Here is a 24,483-nt window from a genome sequence, read left to right on the forward strand (position 1 = left end):
AGGCGCCTCATGAGGCGCCTCTTTTCCTTCTCCTCAGTTAGTGCTGTGGCTCGATGATCGTGCCCTTTCCGATCACGGTGATTCCGGAATCTGTCACCGTCCACCCGCGGGCGAGGTCTTCGTCGCGGTTAAGCCCGATCTGTGTGCGCGGTGGGATGTCGATGTCCTTGTCGATGATCGCGCGGTGAATCTGGGAGTGACGGCCCACAGTCACGTTGTCCATGATGACGGAGTCGGAGATCGACGACCACGAGTGCAACTGCGCGCCCGGCCCGATCACCGAGTTTGAGATCTGTGCACCTGAGACCACCACGCCTGCCGAGACGATCGAATCGACCGCGGTGCCGACGCGACCCGGACCCGCATGCACAAACTTTGCGGGCGCGAGAGCGGAACGCGATTCCGTGAAGACTGGCCAGGCAGTGTTGTAGAGGTTGAAGATCGGATGGATCGAGATGAGATCCATGTGTGCTTCGTAGAAAGCGTCGAGCGTACCAACGTCTCGCCAGTAGTCTCGATCGCGATCGGTCGACCCGGGAACATCGTTGCGAATGAAGTCGTACACTCCCGCGTCATTGAGTTTCACGAAATGGGGAACGATGTCGCCGCCCATGTCGTGGTTCGACTCTGCATCTTCAGCGTCTTTTGTCACGGCCTCGACGAGGGCGTCGGCGGTGAAAACATAGTTGCCCATCGAGGCGAGTACCGAGTGTGGATCGTCCGGCAGGCCCTGCGTTTCCTTCGGCTTCTCGACAAACTGCGCAATGCGAGTGGGATCTTCCGGATCGACCTCGATCACGCCGAATTGATCCGATTGTTCGATGGGCTGGCGGATGGCGGCGACCGTGCACGAGCGACCCGATTCGATGTGCGCCTCGACCATCTGAGAAAAATCCATGCGATACACGTGATCAGCGCCGACGACGACGATGTAGTCAGGCTTTGAGTCACCGATGATGTTGAGGTTCTGATAGATCGCGTCGGCGCTTCCGAGGTACCAGTGCTTGCCCATGCGTTGCTGCGCCGGTACTGGGGCCACGTAGTTTCCGAGAAGTGAGCTCATGCGCCATGTCTTCGCAATGTGGGTATCGAGTGAATGCGACTTGTACTGCGTGAGAACAACCACCTGAAGGTAGCCCGAGTTCACGATGTTCGAAAGCGCAAAATCAATGAGCCTGTACGAGCCGCCAAAAGGAACGGCGGGTTTTGCTCGATCGAGTGTGAGCGGCATGAGGCGCTTACCTTCACCGCCGGCAAGAACAATTGCAAGGACCTTCTTTGCGACCATGCTTTTATCCTAATGCACAGTTAGCTGCATCACGTTAGCGTTTACTCCGTGCTCACCTCTCAGCCGCTCAGCTTTCAGTTCGCCGGAAGGCAGAGGTCACGAGAAGGCGAATCGATGTGACTATCATGACAGTGCGGTTGGTGCGCTCGAGAGCATTCGTTCGTCTCCCCGCTCACGAGAGCGTCTTTTCTACACAGAGAGGTAGCCCGGCATGCGCGTAGACATCTTAACGAAGGAATATCCTCCGGCGATCTATGGAGGCGCTGGCGTACACGTCGACGAACTCAGCAAGGTGCTCCGCGGCCGCATCGATGTGCGCGTACGTTGCTTCGGCGAGGAACGCGACGAGCCTGGCGTTCAGGCCTACGGCGTTCCCGCGACCCTGACCGAAGCGAATTCCGCTCTTCAGACTTTTGGAGTCGACCTTGCCATCGCCGACGACTGCGCAGGCGCCGATCTCGTTCACTCTCACACGTGGTACGCCAACTTTGCGGGGTTCGCGGCGCAGCAGCTCCACTCGATTCCGCACGTGCTCTCCGCGCACTCACTCGAACCGCTTCGCCCGTGGAAAGCGGAGCAGCTCAAAGGCGGGTACAAACTCAGCTCGTTTGCAGAAAAGACCGCCTATGAGACAGCAGACGCTATCATAGCCGTGTCGGGAGGCATGCGCGAGGACATCTTGCGTTCCTACCCGAGCGTTGACCCTTCACGCGTGTACGTCGTTCACAACGGCATCGATGTCAACGAGTGGCGGCCGAACGCGGCGACCGATGTTCATGACCGCTACGGTATTGACCCGCAAGCCCCGACCGTGATCTTCGTTGGGCGTATCACCCGCCAAAAAGGCCTGCCCTTTCTTCTGCGAGCCCTGCGTACTCTCGAAAAGGGAGTCCAAGTAGTTCTGTGTGCAGGAGCTCCCGACACCCCCGAAATTGCTTCCGAGGTGGCACAGCTCGTTGCCGATCTCAAGGCTGAACGTGAAGGAGTATTCCTCATCTCCGAGATGCTCCCTCGGCACGAACTCACGCAGCTGCTCTCACACGCGACGACGTTCGTATGCCCCTCGGTTTACGAGCCACTTGGCATCGTCAACCTCGAAGCAATGGCATGCGGCATCCCGGTGGTCGGTACCGCGACCGGAGGTATTCCCGAAGTGATTGTCGATGGAGAAACGGGAATCCTCGTGCCGATCGACCAGGTTCAAGACGGCACCGGACGCCCCGTCAACCCCGACAAGTTCGTAGGCGACCTCTCCGATGCACTCAACGAGATGATCGCTAACCCTGAGCGCGCGCGAGCGTGGGGCAAGGCCGCGCAACAGCGTGCGCAAGAGCGCTTCTCGTGGGAATCGATCGCCGACCGCACGCTTGAGGTTTACGAAGCCGTGCTTCGCGGCGATGCGTAGCTGAGCGTTTGCGCGAGCACGTCTCGCCCTTCGCGCGCCAGGAATCGCAGCTCTGCGAGAGCGTAGCGCGCACCCATCTCACTCGATTCTGCGGCCTGCTCTATGCCCGCTTCCGCAAGGGAGACCACGCGGCCCGCGATCCTTGCCGCGTGGATGTGAGTTTGGGGCATGCCACGCGGTGGCTCGACAAGCACCCACCCGCGTGGAAGAGAATCCGGGCGAACGGGCTCTTCGGGAACGAGATCGTAGTCGAGGAGCCTTTCGTGGGTTCCCGAGAGCGCGCGATAAAGACGCTCGCGCGCGTGCGCTGCCTCGGAAGCCAGAACGTGGATCGGGGTGCCGTGGACGTTCGTTTTCGAAATGTCGAGTACCGTATCCCCCTCGTGACGCGGCGGATCCACCGTGAGCAGATGACGGGCATGGACACCGTCGCTTACCGTGAGTGCCTGGCCTCCCGCGAGCGCGGCCATGACGGCATGGGGACCGCCCACGAGGCCAGCGATCCTCCCCGGTTCAGGAAGGACGAGTGTGAGTGCGGGAGAGTGAATCGCGCGCAACTCAAGTAACCACGCGAGCGTATCGAAGTGTGCGCCCCCGAAGGCGCCTCCTTCCGCATCAAGGTGGTCGGCGGCCTCCTCGAGCGAAATGTCGCGGCGCAGCGCCGCTCCGGCAAAAAGTGCAAGTGCACCGAGGTAGGGAGCCGGTATGAGGTCTCTGAGAGAGGAGGGGGCGTGAGATGTGGCGGCGATGATCCTCATCCAGGCGTCGGCCCCTCGGCACCGCCCGCGCCGCCCTCGCGCTCCACACTCACGACGGAAAATTCCGCCCAGTTCTTCACCTCATCCACACGCTCGAGCCGGGCGGTCACGCGAGTGCCGATTGGCAAACGTGCACCGTCGATCCATCGTGCAACGGGCGGGTCGCTGAACTGCACCTCGATGCGGTCCGGGCGCGCGTTCGAAGGGTTCGAGCCACCGTCAGTTTCTGGGCGGAAGTCGAGCACGGTGCCGTCGAATTCGTTTCCTACGAGGCCGGAGAGCACCCCGATCTCGGCGATCTCACGCGCTTTCTTCTCCACCATCGCGTTGCGTTGCTGTGCAGCCTGCATAAGCGCGGGGAGTTCGGGGAGGGCTGCGCGAATACGGTCGTCGAGTGGCACACCACCGATGAGGCTGTGACATACGTGGAGAACAAAACGGTCGACTAGCCTGCGCAGGGGTGCGGTTGTATGCGCATACGGGGCCGCGATCGCTGACTGTTCGAGGACATCGGGGAGGGTGCCGTCGAAAGCTTCGTAGCCCGCTCCCCGGAAAAGCGACGTAGCTTGGTCGAGAAGGGCCAGGTGGCGACCTTTTCGCCAATCGAGCGTGCGCAGAAACTCGCCGTAGGGGAGATCCTTCGGCCACGGTTCTTTGAGGGCCGCGGCTTGGGCGCGGAAACGATCGATCGCCGCGGGTGCCGCGGGCGGCATCGTGCGGAGAATTCCGAGCTTACCCTCAATCATGATCTTTGCCGCCGCCATGCCCGTCATGAGGGATATTTGCGCGTTGTGCTCCTCGATTGGTTCGGGTAGGCGCCACTGGAGGTGCACGGTGCCCTCATCGGTCACGACCTCCTGCTCGGGGGAGTTGAGCGAAGCGCCGCCACGTTCAATCTCGAGTGCCGCTCGCTTTTCCCCCACCTCGACGAGGAGTTGCATAACCTCACCTGCCTCTCCTTGCTCGAGTGCGCGCTGGACCTCGGTGTAGGCAAGTTTTTCGCGGTTGCGCACGAGCGCGCGCGTGAGATTGACGTGCGTGACGCTCGCTCGCTCATCAAGCGTGAAGTCCCACACGAAGGCGGGAGTGTCCTTATTCGGGAGCAGCGAGGCCTCGTTCTCGGAGAGCACCACGGGGTGGAGAGGGATTCGTCGATCGGGGAGGTAGAGTGTGAGACCTCGCTTGCGCGTTTCAGCGTCGAGTGCATTTTCAGGCTCGACAAAGAGGGGGACGTCTGCGATTGCGTAGCGCACACGGTATCCCTCGCCCTCGCGCTGGATGTGGAGCGCCTGGTCGAGATCGGTCGAGCTTTCCGGATCGAGGGTGACAAACTCAATCGCAGTCAGGTCCTCGTGCTCCGATGTGTGCTCACGCCACGTGCGTGCGGCGTGCTCGGCTTCCTTGAGTGCCGCTTCGGGGTAGTCAGCGTCGACACCGGACTTTTCTAGTGCCTCATCGATCCGTGCCGCGAGTGTGTCGAGGGGCGCTTTTTGGCGATCGCGGGGCATTGAGAGGCGTTGTACGGGCACAGCTCACTCCTAGTGAATAGCGGTCCGGTTTAGTGTAGTGAGCGCTTACTGCCGTAGGCTGGAGGCATGGTTGCTGTGTGCTCGTTGAGCGATGTTGTTGTGCGCCGTGGCGCGAAGACTCTTCTTGATCATGTTGACTTCTGCGCGCGCGAGGGGGAGCGGTGGGTGATTCTCGGGCCGAACGGCGCGGGAAAGTCCACACTCATTCGCCTTCTTGCGTCGCGCCTTCACCCCACGAGCGGGAGCGTGCATATTCTCGAGCAAAAGCTTGGGCGCGTGGACGTTTTCGAGTTGCGCCCGCTCATCGGTCTTTCAAGCCAGGAGCTCGCGGAGACCGTTCCTCCGCAGGAAAGGTGCCTTGATGTCGTCATGACGGCGGGCTATGCGCTCGTGGGCCGGTGGCGCGAAGGTTACGAGGCGGAAGATGAGCAGCGCGCACGGATGTTGCTCAGCGCATTCGGTGTCGCTCAGATAGCTGAGCGTACTTTCGGTTCGCTTTCCACGGGGGAGAAGAAGCGCGTGCTTTCGGCGCGCGCCCTCATGACTGACCCGGAGCTGCTCCTTCTCGACGAGCCTGCCTCGGGCCTCGACGTGGGTGGTCGCGAGGAGCTCGTGCGCTCGCTCGGCACTCTCGCGAAGGATCCAGCGACCCCCGTGACGGTCATGGTGACTCATCACCTCGAGGAGATCCCTACGGGATTCACACATGCCCTTCTTTTGCGTGAGGGACGAGTCGTGGCCTCGGGCCCGATCTCCGAAACCCTCACCTCGCAGAACCTCACCCGCACGTTTGGCCTCCCGCTTGCCCTCGACGAGCGTGGCGGGCGGTTCTTCGCGACGGCTGTTCCGCTTTCGCAATGACCCTTATTTCCATGAGCGCGCACGCGGATCACCCGCTGCTCGCCGATTACGTCTCAATGACCGACGTCAAGTTGCGCTCGAGCCTTGAAGTCGAGCGCGGTTTATTCATGGCAGAGAGTTACAACGTGATCGAACGCGCCCTCGGGGCCGGTGCACAGCCGCGCTCATTCATGATGAGCGAGAAGTGGCTCGAGAAGTTCTCGCCTCTTTTCTCCGGCTTCCCGGATGTGCCCGTTTTCGTCGGCACCGAGAGCGAGCTTGAGTCGACGACGGGCTTTCACGTGCACCGCGGGGCGCTCGCCTCGATGCAGCGGCCGGTGGAACGCTCCGTTGGGTCGGTCCTTGAAGGCGCGCGGACCGTGGCAGTTCTCGAGAACATCGTGGACCATACGAACGTGGGTGCCATGTTCCGCAGCGCGGCCGCACTCGGCGTGGACGCGGTTCTCGTGACGCCCTCGGCTGCGGATCCCCTGTATAGACGCGCGATTCGCGTATCGATGGGTACTGTTTTCCAGGTGCCGTGGGCGCGACTCGATTCGTGGCCGCGCGGGGGAGTGGAGACTCTCCGTGCGCATGGTTTCGACACGCTCGCCCTTGCGCTTACGGAAGATTCCCGCCCGCTCCACGAGGTCGATCTTTCTGCCTTGCGCAAGGTTGCTTTCGTGCTTGGAACTGAGGGGCACGGACTTACTGAACGAACGCTTCGCGCCGTTGATGAGAGCGTGATTATCCCCATGAGTGGAGGAGTCGACTCGCTTAACGTGGCCGCGGCGAGCGCGGTCGTGTTTTGGCAGCGCGAGGCGTGCATGCGCGCGTGAAGCGCACGCGAGTTTAAATGTCTCACCCCCTCCCATAATGGGAACGAGTGTTCGATTACGGGGTGAGTGAACCATGAAGCACTCTTGATTTGGCCCTTTCTTCACCCTACGATTCGAACATGTGTTCTAGTTTGTGGAGTGGGAAGGAAGGTCGATGTCCGCACAGACTTCATCGGCACCGCGCATTGCGGCGGATCCGCAGCGCCTCGCGCTCGCACATTCCATCCTCGGGGAAGCGGAGGCGAAAACCCAGCGTGAGCGCGGCCCTCGGCACGCGGAGTGGCCAGGGCGCAGCGGGCGGCAGTTCGCGGTTCCTCGGGCGCTCGAGTCGCTTATATCGGGAGGAGTTCGTGCGGGTAGCAGCATTGAAGTCTCGGGGCCGTGCGAAACATCGCTTGCCCTTGCGTTTGCGGCAGCGGCCATGGGGGAGGAGTCCTGGTGTGCTCTCGTGGGCATGCCGCACGTGGGGCTCGCCGCGTGCGCGGATATCGGTGTGGATCCGCGGCGCACGGCCCTTGTGCCTGCCCCCGGAGCGCAGCTCTCGCCCGTGCTCTCCGCACTTATCGACGGGATCGATGTGATCGTTCTCGGCGCGGATCTTGACCTCACGCCGGCGCAGTGGCGGGCGGCAGAAAATCGTGCACGCACACAGGGAACGCTTCTCATACGCGTGGGGAAGGCGCGCTGCGATCTCACCGTGCGTTCTTCCGCCTCACGCTGGATGGGGCTCGCGCGGGGCTCGGGAAGACTCAGGTTCCGAAGCGCCCACGTGTCGGCGTGCGGGCGGGGCATTGCGGGGGCTGGCTCGGCTGTGGGAGTTCGGGTTCCGACGCCTGCCGGGGCACTCGCGAGCGCACCGCGCACAGCCGCTTCCACCCCGCACACGGGCGAAGCGCGTGCAATGTTCACACTCGTGAAATCGGGGGAGCAATGAACGCTCAGGCCACGCGAACAGCGTGCGTGTTCATCGAAAATTGGCCCGTGCTCGCCGCGGTTGAGAGGTACGAGCGCGCGGGTCAAGAAGCGCCGAGTGACATTGCCGTCATGGAACAGCACAGGGTCGTAGCTGTAAGCCCCGCGGCCGCGCAAAGCGGGGTGACTCTCGGCATGAAGAAGCGAGCCGCAGAAGCCCTGTGCCCGCGCATCGCGATTGTCGAGCGTGACCTCGATGCCGAGTGGTGTGTGTTCGAAAGCGTGTGCTCGGCCGTTGACACAGTCGCCTCTGGAATCGAGCCCCTCTCGCCGGGAACACTCTTGCTTCACGCGCGGGGACCCGCACGGCATGCGGGGGGAGAGGAGGCGCTCGCGCGTGCCCTCATCGACGCCGTTGCTGACCTCACGGGCTGGGAATGCTCCGTGGGGATCGCCGATGGCCCACTCGCCGCGATTCTCGCGTCCCGCTCGGGTCGCATTGTGCTCCCGGGAGAATCGGCACGTTTTCTCGCGCCTTTCCCCATCGACTCGCTCGCGCACGCTCCCGTGGGGGCCGGGAAGCGTTTTCTCCTGCCGGGGGTACCCGCGGGTCCCAGGCACGTGGATGAGCTCATAGGTGTGCTCCACCGCCTCGGCATCGCCTCTCTCGGTTCGCTCGCCGCTCTTCCTCGCACCTCGGTGAGCGAAAGGTTCGGAGCCCTTGGCGTTCTTCTGCATACCCTCGCGCGCGGGGCAGAAATCAGCGAGGGAGAGCGTGTGCGGCCAGCCCAACCGATCCTCGTTGAGCGACACCTCGATCCGCCACTCGAGCGCGTCGATCAGGCGGCGTTTATCGCGCGCCCGCTCGCCGAGGAACTCGAAGAAGCGCTGCGTCAACACGGCCTTACGTGCACGCGCCTACGCATCGTCGCGCGCGGCGAAAACGGAAGCGAAGTCGAGCGAACCTGGCGTCACGAGGGAGCCTTGAGCGTTCGTGACGTCGTGGATCGCGTGCGCTGGCAGTGTGATGGCTGGATACTCGCGGCTGAGCGCGAAGCCTCCCGTCCCGGCGGGCCTCGCGAAGGCGCTCCTTCCGCGGGATCCATCGTGCACCTCCAGCTCATCCCCGTTCACACGGAAGGCGTGGGGGAATACGCCCCGGGGCTGTGGGGGCACGCCAGCACGGCTGAGAAGCGCGCTGCGCGCGCTCTCACGCGCGTGCAGTCGATCGCAGGGGAGAGGTCCGTGCTTGTGCCCGCCGGGAAAGAGGGGCGTTTCTTGCGCGAGGCAGTCGCGGTGCGCCCTTTTCGCGCGGCGCCCGTGCGTGAGCACCGCGAGGGGCCCTGGGTGGGAGCTCTGCCGCGGCCACTGCCCGCCACGGTTTTCACCCAGCGAATCGCGGCGCGGCTCATGTGCGAAGGGCGAGCGGTGTACGTGAGTGCGCGAGGTCTTCTCACGGGCAGGCCCGTTCACCTCGTTCTTATACGCGAGGTGATAGGCGGACATGTCGAGGGTGCGGAAGATTGTGACGCTTTCGGGCGCGATACAGCGGTTGTGGGGAGTCCGCGAGCAGCCACGGCGCACAAGCCTGACCTCCGCGAAGGAGGGGAGTGCACGCCTCTCCCCGCGGCGCTGCGCCACTTCGGCTACGGGACGTTTCTGCCCATCGCGCACTACGGCGCCCCTATGCTCATCGATCAGCGTTGGTGGACCGAAGGAGAAGGAAGTCGCCGGGGGGCGCGGCTACAGGTCGTGCTCGAAAGCGGCGAAGCGCTCGCACTGCTTTCGCGGGAACGCACGTGGGAAGTGGAGGCGCTCTATGACTAGGTACAGCGCAGGGGAGCGGGATCGCGAGAAAAGAGGCGGGCATGAGTAAATGGTTTCTAGGGCCGCCCTCGTGGCGCGATCTCGAGGCCGTTCTCAGTGATCGGCCCACACCTGTGCGCCCCACGGTTCACGTTGTCCGCACGGGGGCTGATGATGAGCCTGAGCTGAAGCGCAAGGGTGAAGAAAAAGCGCACTCCCTCCGGCCAGAAGGCGAGCACGAGACCCCCTTCGCCGAGCTCCATGCCCATTCGCATTTCAGTTTTCTCGATGGAGCCTCGAGCCCCGAGGACATGGTCGAGGAGGCGGCCCGGCTCGGGCTTCGAGGCCTCGCTCTCATCGATCACGATGGATTTTACGGGGCGATCCGCTTCATGAAAGCGGCGTCCGACGTCGCGCTTCCCACCGTCTACGGCGCAGAACTCACACTTCCCGCGGGGTTTACGGCTGCGCTCACGGAAGATTTCGCACACGTCGCACCGGCTCGTCCCACCGCGTCGAGCACTCCTCGCACAGGAAGCGCCGACCCCGAGGGTGAGCACCTCGTGCTTCTTGCGCGCAAAGTCGCGGGGTACAGGAGGCTTTCTTCCCTTATGGCGCGCGCGCATCTCGCGGGTCCCGGCAAAGGCGAGCCTCTTTACCGCGCTGAGTCTGTGCGAGAGGCCCTCGCGAGCGGGGATCTCGTCGCACTGACGGGCTGTCGAAAATCCCCTTTTGTGCAAGAACTTCTAGCAATACTTCCGCAAGGGGCTCTAGAAGAGGCGGCCTACGCTGCCGCGCGAGGAATCGAGACCGCACTACGAGCAACCGGAATGCTCTACGCGACGGGTGGCGCGCCTTGTCGCACGTCTCGCGAGCCACGTGTGATCGTTGAGCTTCCCCTGACCGGCGATGCTCTCGAATCGGAACTTCACGACGCCCTCGTCCAAGGCGCGCGCATCGTGCGCGAAGAACACGGCCTAAGCGAAGCCGAACTGCCCGTAGTACTCACCACCAATGCGCACTACGCGCGACCAGAAAACAAACGTCTTGCGGACACCCACGCGGCGCTTCGCGCACGGCGCAGCCTCGCCGATGCCGATCCCTACCTCCCCTCGCGGCTCGCCCATCTCAGAAGCGGAGCAGAGCTCACCGGGCTCGTCCCGCGCTATCCACGCGCGATCACCACCGCCGCGATCCTCGCTTCAACGCTCGCCTTCGATCTCTCGCTCGCGGCTCCGAACCTTCCACCCGCGCCCACGCCCGAAGGACACGGTGAGGAAAGCTGGCTTCGATCTCTCACCGAGAACCTCGGTGAAGAGCGTTACGGCCCGCGAGAAAACCCCCGCGTTGCGGGGGCGTGGGAGCAGATCGACCATGAGCTTCGCGTTATCACTGATCTGGGCTTTCCCGGCTATTTCCTCATCGTCTACGACATCGTCGAATTTTGCCGGTCCCGCGGAATCTTGTGCCAGGGAAGGGGGTCGGCCGCGAATTCTGCCGTGTGCTATTGCCTCGGCATCACCTCGGTTGATCCCGTCTTTCACGGTCTCCTCTTCGAGCGTTTTCTCGCGCCTGAGCGAGACGGCCCGCCGGATATCGACGTCGATATTGCCGCCGATAGGCGCGAGGAGGTCATTCAATACGTTTTCGAGCGGTATGGGCGCGAGAACGCGGCGCAGGTCGCGAACGTCATTTCCTACAAGGCGAGGCTCGCGGTACGCGATGCTGCACGCGCGCTCGGCTATAGCGTGGGACAACAGGATGCGTACGCGAAAACGCTCGAACGTTCTTTTTCGTCGCTGAGCGATGCGAGCATTCCACGCGACGTGAAAGCCCTCGCGAATCAGCTTCGCGATGCCCCGCGCCACCTCGGTATCCACTCGGGCGGCATGGTTCTGTGCGATCGTCCCGTGATCGATGTTGTGCCGATCGAACACGCACGCATGCAGGGGCGGACCGTCGTGCAGTGGGACAAGGACGACTGCGCCGATGCGGGGCTCGTGAAGTTTGACCTCCTCGGCCTCGGCATGCTCACGGCTCTCGACCATGCCTTCGAGATCATTGCGCGCGTCCACGGGGAGGCGTTCACTCTCGCGAGCATCCCGCAAGAGGATCCTGCCGTCTACGACATGCTGTGCAGCGGTGATGCGGTGGGCGTATTCCAGGTCGAGTCACGCGCACAGATCGCGACCCTCCCACGCCTCAAGCCGCGCGAGTTTTACGACCTCGTTGTCGAGGTTGCGCTCATTCGACCGGGGCCCATCCAGGGTGGGAGCGTCCACCCGTATCTGCGTAGGCGCTCCGGTGCGGAAGAGGTCACCTACCTCCACCCGCTTCTCGAGAAGTCGCTTGGCCGCACTCTCGGAGTGCCGCTTTTTCAGGAGCAGCTCATGCAGATGATGGTCGACCTCGCGAGCTTCACGCCTTCGCAGGCCGATCAGTTGCGCCGAGCAATGGGGTCAAAACGCTCGACACGGAAAATGGCTGCAATGCGCGAGGCGATGTTCGAGGGGATGGCCGCAAACGGTCTCACGCCCGAGCAATGCGAACTCGTGTACCGCAAGATCCTCGCGTTCGCGAGCTACGGCTTTCCCGAATCACACGCGTACTCCTTCGCCTACCTCGTATACGCGAGCGCGTTTCTCAAATGCCACTTTCCCGCGGCATTCACGGCCGCCCTGCTCAGGAGCCAACCGATGGGGTTTTATTCTCCGCAATCACTCGTCGCCGATGCGCGCCGACACAGCGTCGAGGTGAGGGGAGTGGACATCACCCGTAGTGGCGCATTGGCGGACCTCGAGCTCGATGCTGAGCATGCAGCCGAAACCTTTGCTGAGCGCGCGGGAGGCCACAGCGGCGGGCAGCCACCGCAAGTGCGGGGGAATGAGGCCGCGCGTGGACCCGCGATTCGGCTTGGCCTCGAATCGGTTCGGGGGGTCTCCCGCGCATTCGCAAAGGAGATTTGCGAGGAGCGCGCGCGGGCACCTTTCCGTTCAATCGCGGATCTCGCGCATCGCACGGGCCTCAGCACACGCCAACTCGAGGCACTCGCAACGGCGGGGGCGCTCGATGCGCTCGCACCCTCGCGCCGCGCAGCCCTCTGGAGCGCGGGCGCGGCAGGCGCGGTAAAGCCCGGTTCACTTCCCGGTCTCATGCTCGCGCAGAATGCTCCTACGCTTCCCGGAATGAGCGATGCCGAGCTCATGGCAGCCGACACGTGGGCCACGGGTATTTCTCCCACGCGCCACCCGTTTGTGCTTGCCCGCGAGGGGCTGCTCGCAGACGGTGTTCTTCGCATCGAAGACACCAAGAAGGTGGAGCACGGCACGCGCGTGTGGACGGCGGGCATCATCACCCACCGCCAGCGCCCCGCGACTGCTACGGGCATCACGTTCCTTGGCCTTGAGGACGAAACGGGCATCCTCAACGTCGTGTGTTCGCACGGCTTTTGGAGGGCCAACAAGGCGCTCCTTCGCACGGCACCCGCGGTTCGCTTGCGGGGCCTCGTCGAACGCAATGAGGACGGGGTCGTGAGCTTCCTCGCCGATGCTGTCGAGCCGCAGCCGCTTGAAGCGACCACGACTTCGAGGAACTTTTGCTAACCGGCGGCCCGTGCAACCCCTACGCTCGACGCCTGGCGAGGTGCCGGCGATGGCTTAACCCTGCGCGCTCCGCGCGAGAACACGAGAGTCAGTACGAAACTCGCGGCAGCAAAGAGGGCGAGCTCCGCAAGAGTCGCTCCAGTCGACACGATCGCACCACCGAGGGCGGCGCTCACGAGTCCCTGGGAGGCGACGGTGAGCGGCATGAAGGCGGTGAGGGACTGCAAGAGAGAGGGCGCGCTTTCAAGCGGGAGGATCCCCACGAGGGCAACGACCTGGAGCACGAGGACGATGATTGATACCGCTCGGCCCACCCGAACTCCGAACACGGTCAGGAGCATTTGATGAACGATCGCGAAGCACAGGGCTGCAGCTACCGTGATGGCAGCTACCGAGGCGAGCGACGCCACGGGAACCCCGAACGCGATGAGCAAGCCGATCACCAAAAGCGCCTGGAGCGCGGCGATGACGAGGGGCCATAGAAGCGAACGCAGGGCCACGCTCCACATGGGGAGGGCAGAGTCGAGGAGCCGCTCGCGCAGCGCGGGCCACACGAGGAAGATTCCAAACGCCCCAAGCCAAAGCCCGAGAGCAGCGACGAAGGGGAACGTCGCCACAGCGCCACCATCTGCTTCATTCTCACGTGAGGTCGAAAGCGTTACGGCCTTCGTACTCACCTCCGAGAGGTGCTTGCGTTCGCTTTCGGAATAGCTCGGTACCTTATCGGCGCCGTCCCGCAGGCCCTTCGCGAGTTCTCCACTGCCGTCAGCAAGACCCCGAGTGCCGTCGGAGAGCTGACGTGTTCCCTCGGCAAGGCCATGGGCGCCCTCGGCGAGGGGAGCGGTGCCGTCGGCGAGCTGAGAGGTCCCGTTTGCGAGTGCATCAGCGCCATCGGCGAGTTGCCCCGTGCCCGAGGCGAGCTCACTAGTGCCGCTCGAAAGCCCCTTCGCACCTTCATCGACTTGGGCGGCACCGTTCGAAAGCTCTCCTGCGCCGTCGGCGAGCTGCGTTGCACCGTTGTGAGAGGCGTCGATGCCTTCTGCAACTTGCGATGCGCCGGGGGCGAGTTGCGCCGCGCCGTCTCCAAGCTTCGCGATGCCATCGCTCAGCTGATTGATGCCGTCCACGAGCTGAGGGGCAGCTTCGGCGGAGGCCGAGGCACCGTCGGCAAGCTTACGCGCGCTTGGCGTGAGGCCGGGGTTCTCACGCGACCCGTCTCCCTCGAACACGACCCCCACAGCTTGAGGAACAACCTGATCGGAGAGCGCTGAGCGCACGCCGTTCACGCCTTCTTCGCTCAGTTGCGTGATTCCTCCGCAGATTTCTGCAAGGCCTTCAACGCGAGGGTCTTTGCTCAGCAGCGGATCAGCCCTGAAGGCTTGCTCGAGTTGCGTGCACCCCGAGGCGAGCATGGTCATTGATTCCGCAAAGCCCGGTTGGCCGTCGCGCCCAGCGTTGAATGCTTGATCGATGCCGTTCTGGAGCCCCTGCGTGAGACCTTCCTGGGCTTTGGGCAGTCCCGAGGCGTACTGGTCCAGACCGTCGGACAGTTGCTTCGCCCCCTGAGCGAGACCTGGGTTTTGCGCGCTTCCGTCGCCGTTGACACCTGAGGCAAGTTTGGCGGCACCTTGCCGCAGTCCTGGCTGCGCATCGGTTCCGTTGATTCCGTCGGAAAGCTGGGTGACCCCACCCGAGACCTGATGCGCGCCATCGGAGAGCGCACCGAGCCCGTCAGAGAGGTCGCGAGCACCCCCGGCAAGTTCACCGCTTCCCGTCGCAAGCGCTCCCGTGCCGCCCGCGAGCGTGGACGCGCCATCCGAAAGTTTCGTCGTGCCTTGATCTAGCCCGCGCACGCCGTTGGCGAGTTCGCCCGCTCCGTTATCAAGCGAGACCACGCCGCCGCTCAGCTCATCGATTCCTGTGGCGAGCTTCCCAGCTCCGTCGTCAAGGCCTTTCGCGCCGTCCGCGAGTTCATGTGCGCCGTCGGAAAGCTCTCCCGCGCCGTCAGCTGATTTAGTAAAGCCATCCTTGAGGCTATTGAACCCCACGTACATTCCGTCGAGGTACTGCTTTGCCATCGTCCCGTTGAACTCGCTCGCGACGACCTGGGTGATGGCCTGCCCGACCATGGAGTCGAGCATGCCCGAGGAATCGTTCGTGTTGACGATTACGGTGGCCTGTCGAGCATCGGTTGTGCCCATCGTTCCGAGGTTCTGGCTGAAATCCTTGGGGATTACGACGACCGCGGCATACGAACCATCTTTGAGGCCTGATTCGGCATCCTTTTGAGTCGTGAGCTGCCAATCAAAACCCGCGGAATCGAGGTCAACGGAGCTGCCGTCGGACCCTTCGCGCTCCACCGTGCCCGGTTGCGTAAGAGCTCCGGCAAAAAGTCTGCCGAAGGGCACGGTTTGCGTTTTCCCGTCTACTTCCATTTCCGTTCCCTCGTCAAGGTTGACGACGGCGGCGGGAACGTTTTCGAAGCCCGATGCGCGGTCTTTGAGCGCCCAAATCCCCACGCCGGCGACGAGGAGCGGCAAGAGCGCAACGACGAGGAGTGCTTTCGGGAAGCGACCGAGGGTTTTCATGCGTATGCCTCCGCATCCGTGTTCAGTGGCAGTGGGTCGGTCTGGACAGTGACGAGTCGCGTGAGGGGGAGCACCCACACACGCGCGGGATCGCGCAAGCGTTCGGTCAAGCTTTGTGCGAGAGCGTCTTGGCCGATCACGAACGTCGCGCCGTGCGAAGAGAGCAGTTCGAGCCGTTGCAGAGCCGCATCGTTGGCTTCGAGGAGGTCGGTAAGGGACTCGACCACGAAAATTCTCGTGTCGTGTTCACGCACGAGAGCATGGGCGAGTTCTCCACCGCGGCCTTCGCTGTAGAACTCCACGTGGGATTGTGCCGCTCCCGTTTCGCCCGGCACCTGGCGGTCGTAGGTGAATAACGTGCCTGACGAGGGCTCGAGGCGCGCCGCGAGGAGCGAGAGGACGCTTGCGCGTGCATCCGCGTCTTCGCTTGCAAGGAGCGTGATAGATCCGGGGTCGATCGCACCCGTGAAGGGACCAAGCGTGCCGCGACCATTCACGCGCGGAATCTCCACGTCGCGAAGCCGTAGCGCGCTCTGGCCGTGCAGTTCCGTCCACTCGCGGTGTTCAAGCGCGATTCCAAGGCCCTCACCTTCAACGTCGAGGTGGGGGAGGAGCCTGTCAAGCGAAGCGGGGAAGCGCCACGCGTGATCGCCAAGGAGCGCGAGAACGGCTGGCACGAGAGTCATGCGCACAACGAAGGCATCGACGAAGACGCCGACCGCGAGCGAGAGCGCGACCGGCTGAATCATGTACATCGAGCCGGGCACGAAGCCTGCAAAGATGAAGATCATGATTGCCGCTGCTGCAATGACAACGGGAGCCGACGCAGTAAAGCCCTTGATGATGGACTGGCGAGCATCTCGCGTATGCATGTATTCCTCGCGCATGCGTGTGACAAGGAAGACCTCGTAGTCCATCGCGAGCCCGAAGAGCACGCCGAGCGTCATGATGGGCAAGAACGCGATGACTGGGCCCGTAGCTTTAGCCTGAACGAGGTCAGCGCCCCAACCGTAGGTGAACACCATGGAGGTCACACCGAAAGCGGCACCTGCGGAAAGAAGGAATCCGACCGCGGCTTTAAGGGGCACCCAGATGCTTCGGAACACCATTGTGAGAAGCACGAGAGAAAGCCCCACGACGAAGATTGTGAAGGGGAGAAGTGCCTTGTCGAGACGGTCGGCGATGTCGATCGCGACGGCGGTGGCACCCGTGACCTTGATGTCCGATATACCAAGGTCCTTCTCCCACTTGGGCGCGTCGTCACGAAGTGTGTCGACGACGTTCTTCGTGAGGTCCGAGGTGGGCCCCTCCGTGGGCCGAAGGACCACGACGCCCATGTCAGCTCCCATATTGGGCGTGGCGATCTGTACGCTGTCAACGCCGTCGATCGCGAGGACGTCCCTCTTGAGCTCGTCCATGACACCGAGCGGGTCTTTCGTGTTAATGATGTCGGCGGTCAACATGATTGTCGCGTTATGGCCAGCGCCGAATTTCTCGGTCACGACGTCATAGGCCTCTCGGCCGTAAGAGCCTTGGTCTTCCGTTCCCTGATCGGGCAGGGCAAGCTCAAGATCTTTGAAGGGGATCGCGAGAGCCCCAAGTCCCACCGTGACGATAAGGACGGTCACGATGGGGAATCGGATAGCTGCGCGAACCCAGCGCTCAAGAAGCGGCGTCCGGGGAGCGTGAGAGGAAGGGGCCGACGCCTGCTTGGCCGATCGCTGACGCTGGCGTTTTGGGCGGATTTTCTCGCCGAACAGCCCAAGGATTGCGGGCAGGAGAGTGAGGGCCGCGAGAACGTTGCACGCCACAGCGATCGCCGACACGACGCCCATAACGGTGATGAAGGGGATCCCCGTGATGAAGAGCCCCACGAGGGCGATGACGACAGTGAGACCCGCGAAAATCACGGCGCTTCCACTCGTGGCCGTGGCCCGTGCGATGGATTCGTAAGGGTCGAGGCCGCTTCGTAGTTGATCAAGGTGCCGCGAGACGATGAAAAGCGAGTAATCGATACCTACTGCGAGACCGAGCATAAGGGCGAGGGTTGGGGTTGCCGAGGAGATGGTGAAGATGCTCGTGCCCATGAACATCACGATCATCGAGACGATAATTCCCGTGATGGCGGTGACGATCGGGATGAATGCCGAACGGAAGGCGCGAAAGACGATGCTGAGCACGATCAACGCGGCGATCACCCCGAGCACCTCCATGATGCTCATGCCCATCTCTGGGGTCATGGTCACCTGGCCTCCGATGTAGGCGTGGAGACCGTTGTGTGCGTCGGTGGTCGAATCAACGATGTCGGTAAGCCCTTTGAGGGTTTCTTGAGGAACAGCGCCGAGTTCTGGGTCGAGCTGGATGTTCGCGATGATCGCGCTTCCATCTTCACTCTTTTCCCCCGCCATGTTTTCATCGAAGGGGTTTGTCGCGCTTTCGACTCCCTTGACGTCGCGAGCGCGATCCATGGCCTTCACGATTTCTGATTCATGAGCGGCAATGGGGGAGCCGTCTTCGCTCACGAAGATCATCTGGCCGCCGGTGCCACCTAGCTGAGGGAAACGCGTCGCGAGGGAGTCGATGCCCTCCTGAGACTCGGTTCCGGGGATGCTGAAGGCGTCGTCTAGGCCTTTGCCGAGAGTGAGCGCGCCGGCTGCGGCGAGGATGATGATCGCGAGCCACGTGCCGATGACTTTCCAGGGTGAGCGCGCGGCATTGAGGCCGAGACGGTACAGGGTCGATGACACGAATGCTCCTCGCTACTCTCGAGACACTGAATACACTTTCGTATCGAGTTCGATACTAAGATATATCGAGCAATCCCGTAAAGCGACCAGGAGCTGCATTGTGAACATCACAGCAACCGAGAGTGCGCAGCAGGCGCGTTCCAAGGAGAACACCCGCCGAAGGCTCATCGAAGCCTCAATCGAGGTCTTCACACAAAAAGGAGTCGAAGGCGCCACGGTCGATGACCTCACCCGGGCTGCAGGCTTTACGCGCGGCGCCTTCTATTCAAACTTTTCTTCGAAAGACGAGGTCTTTTGGGAGGCGTTCACCGAGGTCACCACGAGGGCACTCGAAGCGACGCAACCATTCCCGAATGCTGACGCTGAGGAGAGCGAGGCTCATACTTCGGTGGACGAAGCTGATCTTCTCGAATCGCTCGAGCAACTGAGGCCACTGGGGCTCGCGTGGTACCTCATGCACACCGAAGCTGTGTCAATTTCGCTTCAAAACAGCGACGCGCGCACGAACCTCGGGCGCGAACGCGACCGGCTCATTGCTGGAATCGCTCAGATTTTCGAGGAACTCGCGGCGCGGTATCCGTTCACCCTCACCGTTCCGGCGGAAACCATCGCGGAAACACTTCTCGGGGTGTACCTCAATCGCATGGTCGCCGAGCTCGCCACGGGGGAGAGGCTCGAAGAGGACACCTCCCGCATCCTTGAAGCAATCCTCGACGCTTTCATCGAAGGCTGTGACGATCAGAGCACTGATAGACCCTGGAAATAGTGCGATGGGTGGAGCTTTTCTAAAGTGGTTCCATGACCAAGAGCACAAGTGATCCACAGGCGAGCCCTGCACGTGGCAAGGCAGTCTACGCAACGCGAGGCAACTCCCACTACGACGTGTTGAGCGCGCTCATGGCCGTCGTGGTCGTAATTTCCGGCATCGGCGCTGCAAAAGGCGTCACAATCGGGTTCGTCATCACCGACGCGGCGTTCTTTCTATTCCCGCTCGCCTACATCCTCGGCGACATCATTACGGAACTTTACGGACCGGGGGCGGCACGTCGGGCAATCCTCACGTCCTTCGCTCTCAATACTTTCGCGGTACTCTGCTATGCCATCATCATTTGGCTTCCGGGCTTCAATGACGACTACGGAATCGCAAAACAAGGCGCGCTCGAGCTTGCGATCGGCCCCGTGTGGCAAATTGTTCTCGCATCCCTGTGCGGCTTCCTTGCGGGCCAAACGCTCAATTCCTTCATCGTGAGTCGGATGAAGCGCCGCACCGGTGAGCCCGGCGTTATCGCGAGGCTCTTCACCTCGAGCGGCTCGGGAGAACTCGTGGACACGATCATCTTCTGCACAATCGCAGCGCCGGTTCTCGGCATCACAACCTTTGGCCAGTGGCTCAACTACACGGGTTTCGGTTTCCTCTACAAGGTCATCGTTCAGTACCTCGCGATTCCTGTAACCGCTCTCGTCATCACAAAGCTCAAGAAAGCGGAACCGAGCTACCAGGAAGCGCTTTCTCGATCCCGGATTGCCTAGTCCCGGTTTACATAGAAATTGTGGGGGTTTGCCAACCTGCCATCACCGTGCGTGAGGAGCCGAAACCGCCATCATTTATGAGGAAGTCCTATCCGCACAGCCCACAGCCGTAACGCCGATAATGTACGTTATGTAAAGTCAAAGCGAAGGGCGGCGCTCCGCGGAGGTCCGACGGTTGATGAGTCACCGACGGACCCCTTCCCTGCCCGCGAATGCCGACCAATACTCGTGGTGCGGTACTCACTCTCCGCATTCTCCGCACGCGAGCGCGAGCTCGTCTTTCGTACATTCATCGCACCGCAAGAATTGCTTGCGGCATGCGGGATTGATGCAATTGACGTAGATCGGCGTTCTTCGACCGCACGCGACACATGTACCGAGCGACTCGGCTCCGTCACCAAACTCCATGTGCATGCGACCGTCGAAGACATATAGCGACCCGTCCCACAGGCCGTCATTGCCGTACTTTTCCCCGTAGCGAACGATGCCACCATCGAGTTGGTACACCTCTGTGAAGCCACGGTTCTTCATGAGGACGCTGAGCACCTCGCAGCGAATGCCACCCGTACAGTACGTCACCACGGGCCGATCCTTGAGATCGTCATACATGCCCGAATCAAGCTCACCGATAAAATCCCTCGTCGTTTCTGTCTCGGGCACAACCGCGCCCCGGAAACGACCGATCTCCGCCTCCATGCGGTTGCGCCCGTCGAAAAACACGACGTCGTCGCCGCGCGATTCGACGAGGGCATGGAGTTCTTCGGGGGAAAGGTGCACTCCCCCGCCAATCACGCCTTCGGAACCGACCTTGATCTCCTCGGGAACAGTGAAGGTCACGAGTTCATCGCGAACCTTGACGGAGAGTTTCGGGAAATCCTCCCCCGTGCCGTCGGACCACTTGATGTCGGCACCGTGGAACGGGGCATAGCCCCTCGTGCGCTTGACGTACTGCTTGACGGCGTTGATCTCGCCCCCGACCGTCGCGTTAATGCCATCTTTCGACACGATCACTCGACCTTTGAGGCCAAGCGAGTCGGCGAGGGCGAATTGCCAGAGTTTCACTGCCTCCGGATCGGCGAGCGGAGTGAAAACATAGAAGAGAACAATTTTGTGAACGGCCACGTCACAAGTCTAATCACCCGAGGAATAACTCGAGAAGGGCCCGGCGTTCAAGGAATCATCGGCCGTGCACACTAGGAGGTTTTCGTGCTCGATCCCACTACGCTCTTCAGCTATGAGCGCGACGTCGACTCGCGTTCACTTCGCGCGAGCACGCTCGTCATCACCCTCGGCTCCTTTGTTGATTCCGGGCGTGTCCAGGAAAAGCTCGATGAGTTCATCACCGGGAACTACCCAAATCGGCTCGTGGGAACCTTCGATTCCGATCAGGTCATTGACTACACCGCAGTACGGCCGCCGATTTCCCTCGAGCAAGATCACCTCACTGGATACTCCTCCCCCGCACTCACCCTTCGCGAAGTCACCCCTGAAAGCGAAAAGCCATTTTTACTCCTCAGCGGGCCAGAGCCGAACTTTCAATGGGAGCGCGTCGCACACGCCGTTCGCATTATCGTCGAGCAACTTGGCGTGACGCGGACTCTCGTCGCCACGAGCTTCCCCGGCGCAACGCCTCATACGCGGCCCGTGGCCGTGAGCCGCTATGCGGGCGACCCTAAGGATTTGGTTCTCGCAAGTCCGTTCCCGGGCACCATTGAAATGCGTGCTTCCTTCCCCGCGCTGCTCATGGTGCGCATGGCTGAGGCCGGCCACCCCATTATCGGCCTTGCCGCACACGTGCCCTCCTACGCGCATGAAGTTGAGTACTATCCGGCCCTCCCCGCTCTTTTCACTGCCCTCGATATCGAGGGAGGGCCGGCTTTGACGCCGACGAAAGCTCTCGAAGAAAAGATCGCGGAAGTGCGTGAGGCGCTAGACCAAAGCGCAGCAGAAAATGAGCAGCTCTCCTCTCTCATCAAGGGATTCGAGGAAAACTATTCACGTATGGACGGGATGGTGCAGCACCTCTCCCCCGGAACGGACACTCCCCTGCCAGGCGCCGAAAACCTTACCGATGAAGTCGAAGATTTCCTCAAGGAAATGGTGGATGAGCCAAAAGACACGGACGACGAGTCCGATGACCACGGCCAGGATTCGGTAGGCTAACTTCGTGTTTGTCGTCAGCGTTTACTCTCTCAAAGGCGGCGTCGGGAAGACCTCCGTCACCCTCGGCCTCGCATCAGCAGCCCTCAACCAAGGCGTGAACGCCCTCGTTCTCGATCTCGATCCGCAGGGGGACACGACTCTCGGGCTCCTCGGGCACCCCGGTAGCGAACCGGATATCGCTGAAGTGATCGCGTCGGCGCGCACCGAAACGGTTGATCGGGCAATCGTGCAGACCCCCTGGACGAAACGTGAGCAGAGCGGCTCCCGCGTTTCCAGTCATCTCGATATCATCCCAGGCAGCCACCGCTCTTCTCGACTCGATTCCCCAGCCCTCGCCAGGCGCGGTGTTCGTCGCCTAAGGGAAGCACTCAACCGTCGCTCCTTCCACTACGACGTCGTATTCATTGACTGCCCGCCGTCGCTCAATGGCCTTACCCAGATGGCCCTTTCGGCATCGGATCGCTCAATCGTCGTCTCCGAACCCGGGTTTTTCGCGGTCTCGGCCGCCGACAGGGCACTCAAGCTTGCCGAGGAGCTCCACGAAAGCGGCATTGCCCCACGACTGCAGCCGCTAGGGATCCTCGTGAACCGATACCGTCCGCGCAGCGTCGAGCACCAGTTCCGACTCAACGAATTGCGAGAACTTTTCGGTGACCGTGTTCTCGAGCCCGTTCTCGAAGAGCGCGTGGGTCTTCAGCAAGCGCAGGGCGGTGCGATCCCGCTGCACGAGTATGAAGGCTCGAGCGCGAAGCAGCTTACGCAGGACTTCGATCGCTTGCTCGCCACGATCATGGACTCTCGACAGAACTCTTAGGCCTCAGGCATCAGGGCCTTAAAAGCCGTCGCCCCTTCCGCGTGCCAAAATTCCGACACGGCCTGCGGCAAGGGGCGCGATATTGACGAAGAAGAGTTGACTGAAGACCGAAAATGGCTTGTCAGCTGGCCTTGCGTGCGCGACGCGCGGCGAGCTCGTCGCGGAGAGCTTCGGCAGCATCATGCTGCGGATCAACGCTCGGCAGAATTGCGAGCTCGGTTTCAACTTCACGAGCTACGCGGCCCACGGCAATCCCGAAAACCCCCTGGCCCCCCGAAACGAGATCGAAGACATCCTCGGCGCTCGTGCATTCGTAAACCGAGGCGCCATCGCTCATGAGGGTGATTTGGGCGAGATCCTCTACCCCGCGTGCACGCATTGCTTCAACTGCGACACGGATTTGCTGGAGCGAAACACCAGTGTCGAGGAGGCGCTTGACGACCTTGAGCACGAGGATGTCGCGGAACCCGTAAAGGCGCTGCGAGCCAGATCCGGTAGCGGAGCGCACACTAGGTTCAACTAGGCCCGTGCGAGCCCAGTAGTCGAGCTGACGATAGGTAATGCCTGCAGCCTTGCACGCGGCCGGGCCACGATAGCCGAGCTCGCCGGGGGTGTCGACGAGGTCGTCGAAAAGAACTCCCTGCGCCTCGGTCGCCGGAACGGTGCTCTGCGCACCATAGGTGCTGCTGTCGCGCTTGCTCACGTGTGCCTCCAGATGGACTTTCGTGTCGGGGAAGGGGGAAAGCCTCGACGACAGAATACCCATCAGGGCGCATATCCGGGATTAAACGCGCCGAAATGTGGCGAGAATTTTTTCGTGTCGCGCCTCACGAACGCGTGAAGAACGTGAAGCGATACTTGCCGATCTGGATCTCATCCCCGTTGTTGAGGCGAGCCTCGTCGGCAAGCTCACGGTTGACGTAGGTGCCATTGAGGGAGCCCATATCGAGAACGAGGAAGCCGCCTTGACCCCGAACGAAAGTGGCGTGTTTGCGAGACACCGTGACGTCATCGAGGAAAATCTCCGACGCAGGATTGCGGCCCGCGACCGTGCTTTCGGAGTCAAGAAGAAAACGCGCCCCCATGTTCGGCCCCTTGCGCACGATCAGAAGGGCAGTGCCTTCCGGTAGCGCTTCGACAGCTTGGCGATCCTGAGGAGAGAGGCCGTGTTCGGCCTCGTCCGCGAACTCGACCTTGCCCTCGAGCGGCGAAAGCTTTGTGGTCTGCTCGGGGCTCGAGTCAAACATATGTTCGTTCATGACACAGACCTTTCTTCCACGCGCACCCCATTCCGCGGACCGGTATGAGAGTTCAATGCTTCCGCGTCCATTTTGCCACCGCATATGGGGCATATCGGTATCTTTAGGTTGATCACTGCGAAGCCTTTAGATCTTCTTGACCAATTTTGGCGTGGCGGGGCTCACCTCTACGAATTGGCTCTTCGGCATTGAGCTCCGCTATAGTGGACAAGTCGAAAACCGCGGGCTGTGGCGCAGTTTGGTAGCGCACACGACTGGGGGTCGTGGGGTCGCAGGTTCAAATCCTGTCAGCCCGACGCGGATAAAAGGGCGAGGCACCGCAGAGGTGTCTCGCCCTTTTTCTTTATGTTCACCCTATGTCACTGCCCTATAGTCTGGATGAAGAATGAGGCCTACGGAGGTA

At 62.0% G+C, this 24,483-nt stretch carries 18 protein-coding genes and 1 tRNA gene; 11 read left to right on the forward strand and 8 right to left on the reverse strand.

Going from position 1 to position 24,483, the window contains the following annotated elements:
* Positions 1-37: 37 nt before the first annotated feature.
* A complete protein-coding gene (glgC, locus tag M3B90_RS00815; RefSeq protein ID WP_259888153.1) occupies positions 38-1,288 on the reverse strand; it encodes a glucose-1-phosphate adenylyltransferase in 1,251 nt (416 codons plus the stop codon).
* A 211-nt stretch (positions 1,289-1,499) separates the two neighbouring features.
* Between glgC and glgA the strand changes: the two genes are divergently transcribed.
* Positions 1,500-2,693 carry a glycogen synthase gene (gene glgA, locus M3B90_RS00820; protein WP_259888154.1) on the forward strand — a complete coding sequence of 398 codons (1,194 nt, stop codon included), beginning with the start codon at positions 1,500-1,502 and terminating at the stop codon, positions 2,691-2,693.
* Here glgA and M3B90_RS00825 read toward each other — a convergent pair.
* Together M3B90_RS00825 and M3B90_RS00830 are read right to left on the reverse strand one after the other, a co-directional pair.
* Positions 2,663-3,451 carry a hypothetical protein gene (locus M3B90_RS00825; protein WP_259888155.1) on the reverse strand — a complete coding sequence of 263 codons (789 nt, stop codon included), beginning with the start codon at positions 3,449-3,451 and terminating at the stop codon, positions 2,663-2,665. The genes glgA and M3B90_RS00825 overlap by 31 nt on opposite strands.
* The gene (locus tag M3B90_RS00830; protein ID WP_259888156.1) at positions 3,448-4,959 is read right to left on the reverse strand and encodes an RNB domain-containing ribonuclease; all 1,512 of its coding nucleotides are present in this window, start codon (positions 4,957-4,959) and stop codon (positions 3,448-3,450) included. The genes M3B90_RS00825 and M3B90_RS00830 overlap by 4 nt, the downstream gene beginning before the upstream one ends.
* An 87-nt stretch (positions 4,960-5,046) precedes the next feature.
* Between M3B90_RS00830 and M3B90_RS00835 the strand changes: the two genes are divergently transcribed.
* The 5 genes from M3B90_RS00835 to M3B90_RS00855 all read left to right on the forward strand — a co-directional run bounded on the left by M3B90_RS00835 (position 5,047) and on the right by M3B90_RS00855 (position 12,979).
* Positions 5,047-5,841, forward strand: a complete 795-nt coding sequence (locus M3B90_RS00835) for an ABC transporter ATP-binding protein (RefSeq protein ID WP_259888157.1) — start codon at positions 5,047-5,049, stop codon at positions 5,839-5,841.
* Positions 5,838-6,659, forward strand: a complete 822-nt coding sequence (locus M3B90_RS00840; RefSeq protein ID WP_259888158.1) for an RNA methyltransferase — start codon at positions 5,838-5,840, stop codon at positions 6,657-6,659. The genes M3B90_RS00835 and M3B90_RS00840 overlap by 4 nt, the downstream gene beginning before the upstream one ends.
* Before the next feature lie 154 nt (positions 6,660-6,813).
* The gene (locus M3B90_RS00845; protein ID WP_259888159.1) at positions 6,814-7,593 is read left to right on the forward strand and encodes a hypothetical protein; all 780 of its coding nucleotides are present in this window, start codon (positions 6,814-6,816) and stop codon (positions 7,591-7,593) included.
* A complete protein-coding gene (locus M3B90_RS00850) occupies positions 7,590-9,398 on the forward strand; it encodes a DNA polymerase Y family protein (RefSeq protein WP_259888160.1) in 1,809 nt (602 codons plus the stop codon). The genes M3B90_RS00845 and M3B90_RS00850 overlap by 4 nt, the downstream gene beginning before the upstream one ends.
* A gap of 41 nt (positions 9,399-9,439) precedes the next feature.
* On the forward strand, positions 9,440-12,979 hold the full coding sequence (locus M3B90_RS00855) for an error-prone DNA polymerase (RefSeq protein ID WP_259888161.1): 3,540 nt from the start codon (positions 9,440-9,442) through the stop codon (positions 12,977-12,979).
* Here the strand turns inward: M3B90_RS00855 and M3B90_RS00860 are convergent.
* Both M3B90_RS00860 and M3B90_RS00865 read right to left on the reverse strand, forming a co-directional pair.
* Complete coding sequence (locus M3B90_RS00860; protein ID WP_259888162.1) at positions 12,976-15,567, reverse strand: YhgE/Pip domain-containing protein; 2,592 nt, start codon at positions 15,565-15,567, stop codon at positions 12,976-12,978. The genes M3B90_RS00855 and M3B90_RS00860 overlap by 4 nt on opposite strands.
* Positions 15,564-18,314 (reverse strand): MMPL family transporter, encoded by a 2,751-nt coding sequence (locus M3B90_RS00865; protein ID WP_259888163.1) that lies wholly within the window; start codon positions 18,312-18,314, stop codon positions 15,564-15,566. The genes M3B90_RS00860 and M3B90_RS00865 overlap by 4 nt, the downstream gene beginning before the upstream one ends.
* A 100-nt stretch (positions 18,315-18,414) precedes the next feature.
* On the opposite strand from M3B90_RS00865, the gene M3B90_RS00870 reads away from it, so the two are divergent.
* Positions 18,415-19,080 carry a TetR/AcrR family transcriptional regulator gene (locus M3B90_RS00870; RefSeq protein ID WP_259888164.1) on the forward strand — a complete coding sequence of 222 codons (666 nt, stop codon included), beginning with the start codon at positions 18,415-18,417 and terminating at the stop codon, positions 19,078-19,080.
* A 32-nt stretch (positions 19,081-19,112) separates the two neighbouring features.
* Complete coding sequence (locus M3B90_RS00875; protein WP_259888165.1) at positions 19,113-19,844, forward strand: queuosine precursor transporter; 732 nt, start codon at positions 19,113-19,115, stop codon at positions 19,842-19,844.
* A gap of 240 nt (positions 19,845-20,084) precedes the next feature.
* Here the strand turns inward: M3B90_RS00875 and M3B90_RS00880 are convergent, their stop codons facing one another.
* On the reverse strand, positions 20,085-20,966 hold the full coding sequence (locus M3B90_RS00880) for a rhodanese-related sulfurtransferase (protein ID WP_259888166.1): 882 nt from the start codon (positions 20,964-20,966) through the stop codon (positions 20,085-20,087).
* Between the two features lie 84 nt (positions 20,967-21,050).
* On the opposite strand from M3B90_RS00880, the gene M3B90_RS00885 reads away from it, so the two are divergent.
* Together M3B90_RS00885 and M3B90_RS00890 are read left to right on the forward strand one after the other, a co-directional pair.
* On the forward strand, positions 21,051-22,007 hold the full coding sequence (locus M3B90_RS00885) for a PAC2 family protein (protein WP_259888167.1): 957 nt from the start codon (positions 21,051-21,053) through the stop codon (positions 22,005-22,007).
* Between the two features lie 4 nt (positions 22,008-22,011).
* Complete coding sequence (locus tag M3B90_RS00890) at positions 22,012-22,821, forward strand: ParA family protein (RefSeq protein ID WP_259888168.1); 810 nt, start codon at positions 22,012-22,014, stop codon at positions 22,819-22,821.
* A gap of 121 nt (positions 22,822-22,942) precedes the next feature.
* Here the strand turns inward: M3B90_RS00890 and M3B90_RS00895 are convergent, their stop codons facing one another.
* Together M3B90_RS00895 and M3B90_RS00900 are read right to left on the reverse strand one after the other, a co-directional pair.
* On the reverse strand, positions 22,943-23,524 hold the full coding sequence (locus M3B90_RS00895) for a MerR family transcriptional regulator (protein WP_259888169.1): 582 nt from the start codon (positions 23,522-23,524) through the stop codon (positions 22,943-22,945).
* Positions 23,525-23,648: 124 nt separating this feature from the next.
* A complete protein-coding gene (locus M3B90_RS00900) occupies positions 23,649-24,080 on the reverse strand; it encodes an FHA domain-containing protein (protein WP_259888170.1) in 432 nt (143 codons plus the stop codon).
* 222 nt (positions 24,081-24,302) lie between these two features.
* On the opposite strand from M3B90_RS00900, the gene M3B90_RS00905 reads away from it, so the two are divergent.
* Positions 24,303-24,376, forward strand: a tRNA-Pro gene (locus M3B90_RS00905).
* Positions 24,377-24,483 lie beyond the last annotated feature (107 nt).

Source organism: Dermabacter sp. p3-SID358, from assembly GCF_025147465.1.
In the GTDB taxonomy this organism is placed as follows: Bacteria; Actinomycetota; Actinomycetes; order Actinomycetales; family Dermabacteraceae; genus Dermabacter.